The sequence below is a fragment of the Micromonospora sp. NPDC050397 genome (assembly GCF_044901685.1).
Classification (GTDB): Bacteria; Actinomycetota; Actinomycetes; order Mycobacteriales; family Micromonosporaceae; genus Micromonospora_G.
Genome location: NZ_JBJDPS010000013.1, coordinates 25,448 through 37,094 on the forward strand (window position 1 = coordinate 25,448; position 11,647 = coordinate 37,094).

13 protein-coding genes and 2 riboswitches are annotated in these 11,647 nt (G+C 69.3%); of the genes, 8 read left to right on the top strand and 5 right to left on the bottom strand.

Annotated features, from left to right (window positions below):
* Nucleotides 1-133: 133 nt before the first annotated feature.
* The 3 genes from ACI2K4_RS29110 to ACI2K4_RS29120 form a co-directional block, all read right to left on the bottom strand.
* Nucleotides 134-622 (bottom strand): hypothetical protein, encoded by a 489-nt coding sequence (locus ACI2K4_RS29110; protein WP_404515931.1) that lies wholly within the window; start codon nucleotides 620-622, stop codon nucleotides 134-136.
* A gap of 26 nt (nucleotides 623-648) precedes the next feature.
* Entirely contained in the window at nucleotides 649-1,821 is a 1,173-nt protein-coding gene (locus ACI2K4_RS29115) for a peptidase (protein ID WP_404515932.1), read from the bottom strand.
* Nucleotides 1,816-1,893: riboswitch (cobalamin riboswitch) on the bottom strand. Its footprint overlaps the gene before it by 6 nt.
* Nucleotides 1,894-1,922: 29 nt before the next feature.
* Nucleotides 1,923-2,438: an RlpA-like double-psi beta-barrel domain-containing protein gene (locus ACI2K4_RS29120; RefSeq protein WP_404515933.1), complete on the bottom strand. Its 516-nt coding sequence runs from the start codon at nucleotides 2,436-2,438 to the stop codon at nucleotides 1,923-1,925.
* Here ACI2K4_RS29120 and metE point away from each other — a divergent pair.
* The 3 genes from metE to ACI2K4_RS29135 all read left to right on the top strand — a co-directional run bounded on the left by metE (nucleotide 2,350) and on the right by ACI2K4_RS29135 (nucleotide 5,705).
* On the top strand, nucleotides 2,350-4,518 hold the full coding sequence (gene metE, locus ACI2K4_RS29125; protein WP_404515934.1) for a 5-methyltetrahydropteroyltriglutamate--homocysteine S-methyltransferase: 2,169 nt from the start codon (nucleotides 2,350-2,352) through the stop codon (nucleotides 4,516-4,518). The two genes, ACI2K4_RS29120 and metE, sit on opposite strands and share 89 nt — an antisense overlap.
* Before the next feature lie 69 nt (nucleotides 4,519-4,587).
* Nucleotides 4,588-5,322, top strand: coding sequence for a helical backbone metal receptor (locus ACI2K4_RS29130; RefSeq protein WP_404516094.1), 735 nt, complete (start codon nucleotides 4,588-4,590; stop codon nucleotides 5,320-5,322).
* A gap of 41 nt (nucleotides 5,323-5,363) precedes the next feature.
* Nucleotides 5,364-5,705, top strand: a complete 342-nt coding sequence (locus ACI2K4_RS29135; protein ID WP_404516096.1) for a hypothetical protein — start codon at nucleotides 5,364-5,366, stop codon at nucleotides 5,703-5,705.
* Between the two features lie 12 nt (nucleotides 5,706-5,717).
* Here ACI2K4_RS29135 and ACI2K4_RS29140 read toward each other — a convergent pair whose 3' ends face one another.
* Nucleotides 5,718-6,623 carry an ABC transporter substrate-binding protein gene (locus ACI2K4_RS29140; RefSeq protein ID WP_404515935.1) on the bottom strand — a complete coding sequence of 302 codons (906 nt, stop codon included), beginning with the start codon at nucleotides 6,621-6,623 and terminating at the stop codon, nucleotides 5,718-5,720.
* Nucleotides 6,624-6,686: 63 nt separating this feature from the next.
* Nucleotides 6,687-6,904, top strand: a riboswitch (cobalamin riboswitch).
* A 141-nt stretch (nucleotides 6,905-7,045) separates the two neighbouring features.
* On the opposite strand from ACI2K4_RS29140, the gene ACI2K4_RS29145 reads away from it, so the two are divergent.
* From ACI2K4_RS29145 to ACI2K4_RS29160, 4 genes are all read left to right on the top strand, one after another.
* A complete protein-coding gene (locus tag ACI2K4_RS29145; RefSeq protein ID WP_404516098.1) occupies nucleotides 7,046-7,564 on the top strand; it encodes an acyl-CoA thioesterase in 519 nt (172 codons plus the stop codon).
* Complete coding sequence (locus tag ACI2K4_RS29150; protein WP_404515937.1) at nucleotides 7,561-8,202, top strand: LysE family translocator; 642 nt, start codon at nucleotides 7,561-7,563, stop codon at nucleotides 8,200-8,202. The genes ACI2K4_RS29145 and ACI2K4_RS29150 overlap by 4 nt, the downstream gene beginning before the upstream one ends.
* A 349-nt stretch (nucleotides 8,203-8,551) precedes the next feature.
* Complete coding sequence (gene cobF, locus ACI2K4_RS29155) at nucleotides 8,552-9,040, top strand: precorrin-6A synthase (deacetylating) (protein ID WP_404516100.1); 489 nt, start codon at nucleotides 8,552-8,554, stop codon at nucleotides 9,038-9,040.
* The gene (locus ACI2K4_RS29160; protein ID WP_404515938.1) at nucleotides 9,037-9,756 is read left to right on the top strand and encodes a CbiX/SirB N-terminal domain-containing protein; all 720 of its coding nucleotides are present in this window, start codon (nucleotides 9,037-9,039) and stop codon (nucleotides 9,754-9,756) included. The genes cobF and ACI2K4_RS29160 overlap by 4 nt, the downstream gene beginning before the upstream one ends.
* A gap of 264 nt (nucleotides 9,757-10,020) precedes the next feature.
* Here ACI2K4_RS29160 and ACI2K4_RS29165 read toward each other — a convergent pair whose 3' ends face one another.
* Nucleotides 10,021-10,371: a hypothetical protein gene (locus ACI2K4_RS29165; protein ID WP_404515939.1), complete on the bottom strand. Its 351-nt coding sequence runs from the start codon at nucleotides 10,369-10,371 to the stop codon at nucleotides 10,021-10,023.
* A 372-nt stretch (nucleotides 10,372-10,743) separates the two neighbouring features.
* Between ACI2K4_RS29165 and ACI2K4_RS29170 the strand changes: the two genes are divergently transcribed.
* Nucleotides 10,744-11,592, top strand: coding sequence for an ABC transporter ATP-binding protein (locus ACI2K4_RS29170; RefSeq protein WP_404515940.1), 849 nt, complete (start codon nucleotides 10,744-10,746; stop codon nucleotides 11,590-11,592).
* Nucleotides 11,593-11,647 lie beyond the last annotated feature (55 nt).

Genomic DNA, 11,647 nt, shown 5'->3' on the forward strand with positions numbered 1-11,647 from the left:
TCCAAATCTTGTTTTGTGCGCCCCCCCCCCCCCCCCCCCAAATTCGTTGCCCGGCCGGGGGGGGGGGGGGGGGGGGTTGGGGGGGGGGGGTTTGGGGGGGGGGGGGGGGGGCCCCCCCCCCCCCCGCCGCCCCTCACGGAGGCGAAATGCCAGGAGCACCACCAGAGCCAAACGCCCACCCTTCCACCGTTCCCGGTGCGGGGTTGTAGCTGGTCGCCCCGAGGGTGCTGTAGGACCACGAACCGCCGGCCGGGGCATGCCAGTAGGACCAGTAGGCGGAGGCGGGCGGGGTGTTCAGACACGGCTCGGTGGCCGCGGTGGGCAACCCGTCGAGTCGGCAGACAAACGCCAGTCCCCATCGGGCGGTCCCGGTGACCGCGAAGCCGGCGCCTTGGAGGGCGGCGAGCCCAGTGGCCGGGTCGCCGAGCGCGCACCGTACCTGTATTCCTCCGCCGAACGCGGTGAAGTCCACGACCACCGTCACTCCCGACGTGCCGGTGCAGGCCGCAGCGCGGGCCGGCTTCGGCGACGGGTCAACGACGATCAACCCAACGGCGAGCACCATCAGCGTCGCCAACACGCCAGCCCACCGCCGCACTGGTGCGGCCTTGGTTGCTTCCATCTTCGATTCTCCTCGATACGCGGCGGTCACCGACAGGCAAGCACGGGTGCGGCCGGACGGGCGCCCGCCGAGGACAGGTCCGCGAACCCGGCGCCGGTGAGCCCGAGAACGCCCTGTGCGGTGGCCCGGACAGCGGTCGACGGGTCGAACCCGGCCGGGGTGTACGCGATCGCGCCCCGGTCCGCTGCTGCACCCGGGCATCCGATCTGCAGCCCGAGCAGGAACACCTTCGCTCGAGCCTCGGCGACCGGCCGGCCGCCGACCCGCAGGGCTTGGCCGGCCAGGCCGGTGCTGTTCGCGTTCGGTTCCCCTCCGGCGTTGACGAACCCGCCATCGGCATCCTGTACGCCTGCCAACCACCCGAGCCCAGCCGCAGCCGCGATCGGTCGACCGGTCGCCTGGAGCGCCTGCACCGCCAGCGCCGTCGCATCCACATCGCTCACACAGGGGACCTGGTCGAACAGCAGCGGATACCCGCCATCCGCGCAACGGCTACCGGCCAGGAACGACACCGCGACCGGCGGCGCCCCGGCAGGGGTACGGTCGAGCGCCAGGAGCGCCAACGACTGGCTGAACGCGTTGCTGTAGTCGCCGTACGCCGACCGGTCCGAGAAACGACCCGACGGGGCCTGCAACCCACGCAGCCGGGCCACCAAGTCCACTCCGCCGAACGTAGCCGGGTCGGCGCCCCTCACCTGGACGGCGAGGGCGAGTTTCGCCGTCGCCCCCGCGTACGCCTCGACCGCGCCATCACCCACGTAACCAGAAAGGATCTCCGGTCGCGCCAGCCAGGCGGTCGCCCGCGCAGCGTGCTCGTCGGCAACCTTCGCGGCGGCAAATGCGAACACCGCGTCGATCGTCAGGCCCTGATCCGGGAAAACGAGCCCGTCGAAGGAGACTTCGAAACGTTCACCGTCGACCATCTGCCTCGCCAGCCAGCCTGCGGCGGCATCACCCCGTTGGAGCGTCGGCGGCGCCGCTGTCGCGGACGAACCAACGGCGCCGACGGCCGCGAGTGCGCCACAGAGCAGCAGAGAGAACAAGCGATAACGCCTGATTACAGAGGAAACCATTCGCGTGGTGCCTTTCCGGCCTGACAGGCGACGAGGCCGGACCCGCCCCGATTCCGAGCACGGGCGCGTCAGGCTCCATCCCGTGGGCCACGACGGGGCGAGGAGCAGACACGCGTACACGGGCATTCGGGCTCGCCTCCCGCATCGCGGAACGGCCTACCGTTGCGGGCCAGCGCCGGAATTCGACCGGACTTCCCCCACGCACACGAGCTGTTCAGTTATCCCGATCAGTGTTTCCGACCCTCACCATCCGCGTCAACATCAGAACCTTGAGTAATCTTCGGCCCAGGAGACTGGGCCCTTCGGCAGCACCGGCTGGGAGTTGGAACGGGCTTCGGTGTGGGTTTCGGCTTGGGCTTCGTCGGGCCGGTCGTCCCCGGCGCGGTCGGCTGGCCCCTGATGCTCCACTGGACCTGGATAACGCCCTGGCTCAGCGGGGCCAGGACGGTGAACGCGGCCTGGGAGAGGTCGAGGTCGCCGCTCGCGCAGGGCGGGCACTCGTCAGCGATCGTCACCTGGACGGTTCGGCCGCCGCTGGAGATGTCGACGCGCGCACCGCAGAGCTGGCTACGGAACACGTGCGAGGGCAAGGCGACAACGAGATCGCCGCCGTCGTTGTAGTGGCCGCACGCGCCAAGCCCGGGATTGTACCAGGTGGCGCGCCCCGCCACCCTGGAAACCACGGCGGCAACGCTGCGAGAGCAGACGTGGCGGATGCTGCGTGACGCCCGTCTCGGCGGCATCCCGTCGAACACCTTCTCCCTGTACGACCACATCCTCGACGCCGTGGTCGCGGTGGACGCCATTCCGGACCGATTCCGCGAACTCGGCCTGGACCCGCTCGACACGTACTTCGCCATGGCGCGGGGCACCGGGACGCAGCCGCCGCTGGAGCTGACGAAGTGGTTCGACACCACCTATCACCACCTGGTGCCGGAGATCGGGCATACCACCGTCTTCGCCGCCCGTCCCGCCAAGGCGCTGCGCGAGCACGCCGAGGCGAACGCGCTCGGCGTCACCACCCGCCCGGTGCTGATCGGCCCGGCCACATTCCTGCTGCTGGCCAAGCCGACGCCGGACGCCCCGGACAATTTCCGGCCGCTGGACCGGCTGGCAGATCTCGTCGAGGTGTACGCCGAACTGCTCGGCGCCCTGGCCAACGCCGGGGTCGCGTGGGTGCAACTCGACGAACCCGCGTACGTCGGTGACCGGACCGTCAACGAGATCGACGCACTGCGCACGGCGTACACCCGGTTGGGTGAGCTGGAAAAGCGGCCGCGGCTGTTCGTCGCCAGCTACTTCGGCGAGTTGGGCGACGCGCTGTCCGCACTGTTGGACACCCCGGTCGAGGCGATCGGCCTCGACCTGGTCGCCGGACCCGGGGACCTGAACCGGCTCGCCGGCTACGGCCGGATCCCCGGACGGACGATCGTCGCCGGCCTGGTCGACGGCCGCAACATCTGGCGTACCGACCTGCGCGCCGCCGCCGCGACCGGAGCCACCCTCATGGGACTGGCCGATCAGGTCGCCGTGTCGACCTCGTGCTCGCTGCTGCACGTACCGGTCGACCTGGCCTCCGAAACCGACCTCGACCCGCGACTACGCGACCGGCTGGCCTTCGCCCGGCAGAAGGTCGACGAGGTCGTGGCGCTCGGCCTCGCGCTGCGCGACGGCATCGCCGTCCTACCCGCATCGCCATCGGCCGCACCCGCCGGTTGGCGCGACAACGGGGTCCGGGCCCGACTGGACGCGCTGCGCCCGGAGCACGTCCGGCGCGGCCCGTACGCGCAGCGGGCGGTCGCGCAGCAGGCCCGCCTCGCACTGCCCGCGCTACCCACCACCACCATCGGGTCGTTCCCGCAGACCGACGAGTTGCGTAAGGCACGGGCCGAGCACCGGGCCGGGCGGCTCGACAACGCCGGCTACGCCGAACGCATACGCGCCGAGATCGCACACACCATCGCGCTACAGGAACGTCTCGGACTCCACGTACTGGTACACGGCGAGCCGGAACGCGACGACATGGTGCAGTACTTCGCCACACAGCTCAACGGGTTCGCCACCACCACCCACGGCTGGGTCCAGTCGTACGGCGCCCGATGCGTGCGCCCACCGATCCTCTACGGCGACGTCACCCGAAGCGGACCGATGACCGTCTCCTGGTCCACCTTCGCCCAGTCGCTGACCAACCGCCCGGTCAAGGGCATGCTCACCGGCCCAGGGACGATCCTGGCCCGGTCGTTCGTCCGCACCGATCAACTACTCGCCGACACCGCCAACCAGGTCGCCCTCGCACTGCGCGACGAAGCCCACGACCTGGAATCCGCCGGCATTCGGATCATCCAGCTCGACGAACCGGCCCTACACGAACTGCTGCCACCGCGCCGACGGGACCAGGAGGCGTACCTGGATTGGGCGGTCGCCTCGTTCCGCCTCGCGACCAGCGGGGTCGCCGATGCCACCCAGATCCACACCCACCTGTGCCACTCCGAAATCGGGGAGCTACTTCCCGTGATCGACGCCCTCGACGTCGATGTCATCAGCGTCCACGCACCAAGTTCGACAAGGGAGTTCCTCAACAAGCTACGCGCTGCCGGGTACCAACGAGGCATCGGACCCGGCGTTTATGACGTCGACTCGTCCCGAGTTCCCGAACCCGGCGAGATCACCAACACCCTGTGGCAGGCGGTCGCGGTCATGCCCGCCGGCCGCCTCTGGGTCAACCCCGACTGCGGGCTGAAGACTCGCAGCTACCCCGAAATCGAGGCGTCCCTGGCCCGGGTCGTCAACGCCGCCGCCGCGATGAGGGTCTCCGCCGGCTAACCGTCAAACAGGTCGGGGACGGTACCGTCCGTCCCCGACCACCCTGCCCATTACGGAGGAGAACTCATGATGCGAGTGGTGTCGCTGGTGCCGTCGCTGACCGAGGCCGTCGCGGTCACCCTGCCCGGGCTACTCGTCGGCGCGACCACCTACTGCACCCACCCGGCCGACCTGGACGTGGCCCGGGTCGGCGGGACCAAGTACCCCGATGTCCCCGCGGTGCTGGCGCTTCGACCGGACATCGTGCTCATGAACATCGAGGAGAACCGGCGCGCCGACGCCGACGCACTGGAGGCCGCCGACGTACGGGTTCGCCTCACCTATCCCCGCACCGTCAGCGGCGCGCTTGACGAGTTGGGCGGCCTGCTTCGCGACCTCGGGCAGCCCGAGGAACCCGGGTGGCTGCGCGCCGCCCGCGCCGCCTGGTCCGCCACTCGGCCAGCGTTGTCACCACGCGGTGCGATCGTCCCGGTGTGGCGCCGCCCGTGGGTGGTAGCCGGTGGAGACACCTTCGCCTCCGATGTTTTGCACCGCCTCGGCCTGTGCAACCTGTACGACACGACGGACGACAGGTATCCCCGCCCGAGCCTGGAGGAGATGCGTGCCCTCAAGCCCGATCTGATCGTGCTGCCGGACGAGCCGTACCCGTTCGCCGTCGGTGACGGGCCCGAGGCCTTCCCCGGTCTGGCTTGTGCCCTGATCTCCGGTCGTCATCTGACCTGGTACGGACCATCGCTGGCCGAGGCCCGGGAGATCCTGACGGCCCAACTCGCCGAACCGGTCACCGCAGCGGGGCGAAAGTGACCGCCATGATCCCTCCGGTGCCGCGAGTCACCGGGTGCACGGTGACGGTCTGCCGCGACTGCTGCTGCGGCAGTAGCCGCAAGCATCCGGGAGTCGAGCACGACAACCAACTGGAACGGTTGCGGAACGCGGCCGGCGACCATCACCGGGTACGCGTGAGCGACTGCCTCGGGGTGTGTGAACGCTCGAACGTGGTGGTCGTACAACCGTCACCGGGCGCCCGACGACGCGGAGCGAGGCCGGTCTGGGTCAGCGACGTCCTCGACGAGGCGACCGTCGACGCGGTCACCACCTGGATCAACACCGGAGGGCCCGGCGCCGCTCCTGCTCCGGCGACGCTGGGTCCCAGGATCTTCCGGCCAGGGTCACCCGGCACGGACTGACAACGACCCGGTTCACCGAGCTGCGAAAGCCTCACCGGCCCGCCACGCGCGATCGTCGGGGCGCCCGGCCAGGATGGCGGCGAGGATCTCCGCCCCGTCGATGACCCTGGGGCCGGGGCGGTTGAAGTAGGCGGGCCCGTCGACCACCCACACCTGCCCGTCACGGACCGCCGGCAGTTCGGCCCAGCCGGACTGCGCGGTCGCCACCGACAGCTCGTCGAAGGTGCGCTCGGGGGTGAACCCGCAGGGTCCGAGCACCACCACGTCGGGAGCCAGGTCCGACACCACCGACCACGGCTGCGGGATGCTGTGTGCCCCCGGCCCGAGCAGCGAAGGACGGCCACCGGCGTAGGTGACCTGTTCGGGCACCCAGTGCCCGCCGGGCATCAGCGGATCGAGCCACTCAACGAACAGCACCGACGGGGAGCCGGGAACCGGTCCGGGCAGCGCGGACAGGCGGCGCTCAGCATCCACCCGGATCTCACCGGCTCTACTCTCGGTGCCGGTGAGCGCGGCCACGGCGTCGACCGTATCGAGGATCCCGCCGATGGTCCTGGCCTCCAGGGACATGACCCTGGTATCCAGATCGATCATCCTGACCGCGTCGTTGACCCGGCCGTAGGAGACCGCGCAGACGTCGCATAGGTCCTGGGTCAGGATGAGGTCCGGCCGTAGCTGCTCCAACAGGGCAAGGTCGAGCTGGTACACCGATGACCCCCGGTGGGCGTCGCCGCTGATCGCCGCCGAGATCTCCCGGCTCGTCAGTTCCTCCGGCAGGGAGGTGACGGTCACCGCCGGAATGCCGGCGAGTTCCCCCGGTGGCCAGTCGCACTCGTGCGTACGGCCGAGCAAGTGGCCGGTCGCGCCGAGCATGGCGACGATGTCCGTGGCCGCCGGTAGCAGTGAGACGATACGCACACCTGCGTGCCTACCAGGCACAACCCGCTCACGTCCATTCCACCAAGCGGGACGGCGGCGGCTATCATCTGCCTCAGCGCTGGTTCGCCCGGGCATCGTCCGGGCGTCGCAAGAGGGAACCCGGTGAGAGTCCGGGACTGCCCCGCAGCGGTGAGCGGGAACGACCGCCGTCACAGGCACTGGACGCGTGAGCGTCTGGGAAGCGACGGCCAGTAGGAGACCGGGGTCAACCCCGGTCGCGCCCGCAAGTCCGAAGACCTGCCCGCGCCGCGCGCACGACCGTGCGCGCCACCGCCGGCCTCGCGGGTGGGCCGGGCGGACTGTGCGCCAGCGTGCCCTGGCGTCGCGCCTTCGCGACGTTCGGGGTGGTCGGTGCGGTCTGCCCTCCTCCGGGACGCCTCGACCGCCCGGAGAACACCAGCATGCTCACCGAATCCAGCCCTGCGATCACCGGACGCTCCCCGTCGGCCTCGCAGCTGACGCTGTCGCAGATCATGGACCAGCATCACACGAACCTGATGGGCACCGTACACGGCGGCCGGATCCTGAACCTGGTCGACGCGGTCGCCGGTGTCGTCGCCGCCCGCCACTCCGACGGCCCCGCGGTCACCGCAGCCATCGACGAAACCGCGTTCCTCCAGGCCGTACGCGTCGGCGATGTCGTTCACGTGGACGCCCGCATCACCTGGGCCGGCCGGTCCTCCATGGAGGTCGCCGTCACGGTGACCGCCGACCGTTGGGACCGGGCCGTACCACCGACTCTCGTCGCCACCGCGCACCTGGTGATGGTCGCCGTCGACGACACCGGTCAACCCCGACCCGTGCCCGCCCTGCTACCGGAGACCGACGATGATCGTCGCCGCTATCAGGAGGCACAGATCCGTCGCGAGCACCGCCTCGCGCTACGCCGTGCCCTCGCCACGCAGGCCGACATCCGATGAGCCTCACCTGGTACGTCTCCGTCGGCACACTCGCCGGTTACCTGGCCGCGATCACCCTGTTCATGCTCACCCCCGGCCCGGACATGCTCTACGTCCTGGCCAACGCCACCCGCTACGGCATCCGGGCCAGCGTCGCCGCGGCCCTCGGAGTGGCCGTCGGCGAAGCCGTCCACGTGGCCATCGCCGTCCTCGGCCTGTCCGCGATCATCGCCGCCTCCCCCATGCTGTACGCGACCATCCGATACACCGGCGCGGCGTACCTGATCATCCTGGGATTCCTCGCCCTACGACGCCCCACCACCCCGACCGGAACGTGGGGCAGCGGAACCACCGGCGGCGTCGACCTCGTCCGAGCCGCCACACGTGGCCTGCTCACGAACCTGCTCAACCCGAAGATGATCGTGTTCACGATCGCCTTCCTGCCCCAGTTCGTAAACACCGGCCGGGGTCATGTCACCGCCCAGCTACTGATACTCGGAGCCATCTTCGTCACCATCCAGCTCGCGGTCGACCTCGCCCTGGGGATCACCGCCGGCCGGTTCGCCGGACGCCTCGCCGACGGCCGTACGGCACGCGTGCTGCATCGCGTCAGTGCCATCGTGTTCGTCGGGATCGGCATCCGTCTCGCCCTCGCCTGACACCGCTCGCCAGCCACATCCGCCACCGCCAGCTCACCCCTCGAATCGGCCCAAGGAGACCTGATGCGCAAACTACTGGTGATCGGTGTCGGAGTCGGCGACCCCGACTTCCTCACCATCCAGGCCATCAACGCGCTCAACAGCGTCGACGTGTTCTTCGTCCTCGAACAAGGGTCCGACCACCACCGACCTCACCGAAGCACGGCGACGAATCTGCGAACGTTTCATCCACGACAAGCGGTACCGCACCGTGACGGTCACCGATCCGACCCGCGACCGAACCGCGCCGGAATACCCCACCGCCGTCCACGACTGGCGACAGGAACGGGTGAACAGCCTCGAATAAATCATCGCCGCCGAGCTCGACGAGCATCAGACCGGCGGATTCCTCGTCTGGGGCGACCCCTCCCTCTACGACGGCACCATCAGAGTCATCGGAACCATCATCACCCGTGGCGCACTCACCCTCGACTACGACGTCATCCCCGGCATCAGCAGCGTCCAGGCGCTCGCCGCACGACACCGCATCACCCTCAACCGCGTCGCCAGTCCGGTACACGTCACCACCGGACGCCGACTCGCCGAGGGACTGCCGAACAACACCGACGACATCGTCGTCATGCTCGACGCCGACCTCGCCTGCAAGAACCTGCGCGCCGAGAACATCGAAATCTACTGGGGCGCCTACCTCGGCACGGACGACGAGATCCTCGTCTCCGGCAAACTCGGCGACGTCATCGACCACATCGAACAAACCCGCCGTGAACTCCGACAACGACGCGGCTGGATCATGGACACCTACTTGCTCCGCCGCAACCCGCGACACGAGGCCCCATGACCACGCACACACTGCTCGTCGCCCGATCGGTGACCCACACCGGTGGCCACGATGCCGTACACCGGCTCGCCGCCGAGGTGACCAGGGCGTTGGACCGACCGGTTCACGCATGTTTCCTGGACGGGGCGGCGCCGTCGTTGCACGACGCGCTCGACGCCGCTCAAGAGCAGGAGGCCACCGAGGTCGTACTCGTTCCGACCCACCTGCCGCCCGACCGGCGCCTCGACGTCTGGCTCCGCCGCGCCCACGCCGACTGGGCCACCAGCCGGGCCGACGGCCGACACCTGCCAAGGGTCTCGGTCAGCACACCGCTGGCCAGCGCACCCGCCCTGGTCACCGCCATCATCGCGACGCTCGACGAACCCACGACGCCCCTGGACGGCGATCCCGGCCCGTTCCGGAGCCCTGTCTGGTCGGCCATCACCACACACCGGCGACACGTGCTGGTCTGCCGCGGGCCTCGCTGCACCGCGTACGGCGCCAACCGAACTGCGGACGCCCTCACTCGCGCCCTCACGGCGAACACGCTCGGCGACGACGATGTGCTTGTCACCGACGCCGGCTGCCTCTTCCCGTGCAACCTCGGCCCACTCGTCGTCGTCCACCCCGACGACACCTGGTACAGCCACGTCGACCCGGAACTCGCCAAACGAATCGTCACCGAACACCTTCTTCACGACCGGCCCATCAACCATCGGATCAGCCGCCGGCGTTAGCGTCTTCGAGACGTTCGACGCATGCCGAGTCGACGGAGTTGGCTCGCCGCGCCCCAATCAAGACCGCGTCCCGGATCGACGGGCCGGCGCCGTTCGCCCGACGAACCGCCGAACCGATCACCGTCGCCGGGGTCGCTCGGCCACAGCACCGGGGCATCGCCAGGGTCGAGATCAGCGTGGATGGTGGAGCGTGGCGCGAAGCGACCCTGCTACACGCCCCCGGCAATGGCCCACCCTTCGCCCAACGCACGGTCGACGGTGGGTTTACTCGCCCTGTTCCAGGCCGGTGGGTTGAGCCCGGGAGTCATGAATAATGTAGTCGACCGGCCATGGGAGTTGCGGTGAGTGTTTGTCCGCAGCTCCCATGGCCGCCACAAGAAGCGCCGTGAACCCGCTGATCGCTACACTTTCATAATCGAACGGGACGATTACTTCGGCAGTGATCGAGCCGCCTTCCGCATCGACCTCGGTCCAGAGATTCTGGACCGCCCCGCGATCTTCTGCGACGGATAGCTCATCGAATATCCGCGCCTCTTCGTCATGCAGCTGCTCTGCGGATAATCGCACCCCGTCCCGATCGCGCGGTGCGACCCGTAAGGTGATGCGAACCCGCATTTTGCGTCTGGTTCCTCTCGATGTCCGGCCAACAACGGAGTTTCCGCGCCCAATTGAGCAGTTGCCCTCTACCCCCGCAACGGGTCGCGGACTACACCTCCGGCTCAGTCCTGCTTTCGATGAACGGACCGGGTCGGCCGCATCACATCAGAACTCTTCCAGGTACTTGGTTGGATGCCCGGACGTGGAGCCCTTTCCTCCGGAATAACGTCCAGCGCCAGTAGGTACTGGATCACGCCGCGGCTAGCACGGGAGTGCGACGGTCATCGGAGCCGGTCGTGGCTGTCCGGCAGGTGGCGCCGATGCCGGTCGATGTTCGCTAAGAATCCGACCTCCGCTTGACAAGATCATAGGTTAGGCTAACCTAACGACATGTCGAACCGTGGCCTGCCGAAAGATGGACCCGGACCAGCGGATGGGCTCCGTGGGACCGGTCTCTCGCTCGGCTACCAGGGGCGTCCGGTGGTTCGGGAAGCGACGCTGGAACTTACCGCTGCCGCCGTGACCGTGCTCGTCGGGCCCAACGGCAGCGGTAAGTCCACTTTGCTACGTGGTCTGGCCCGGCTGCACCGGCCGACCGCCGGCACGGTGACCTTCACGGACGGCTCTGTGGCGCTCGACCTGAGCCCGCAGCAGTTCGCCCGGCGAGTGACCCTGCTGACCCAGAGCCGTCCGGTGCCGAACGGGATCGCCGTACGGGATGTGGTCGGTTACGGCCGCCATCCGTACCGCAGCCGGTGGCGTGCCGAGGACCCGGACGGTCCCCGTGCGATCGGCTTTGCGATGGACGTCACCGGCGTGACCGGGATGGCCGACCGAAGCGTCGACGAACTGTCCGGCGGTGAGCTTCAGCGGGTCTGGCTCGCGTCCTGCCTGGCGCAGGACACCCGGATCCTGCTGCTGGACGAGCCCACCACCTTTCTCGATCTGCGCTACCAGGTGGAGATCCTCGACCTGGTCCGCGACCTCGCCGACGACCACGGCGTTGCAGTCGGCGTTGTCCTGCACGACCTCGACCAGGCCGCCGCCATTGCGGACCGGATCGTGCTGCTCCAGGACGGACGGATCCAGCGGTCCGGGACGCCGGCCGAGGTACTCACCGAGACCGCCCTCACCCAGGCTTACGGCATTCCGATCGAGGTCACCGCTGATCCGGTCAGCGGTCGACTGACCACCCGTCCGGTCGGCCGGCACACCCGTCGTCCCGTCCCGACGGCCTGACCGGCGGCCTCTCAACCGTCGGCAACCCCTGCGCCCTCCCGTACCGGGCCGCGAT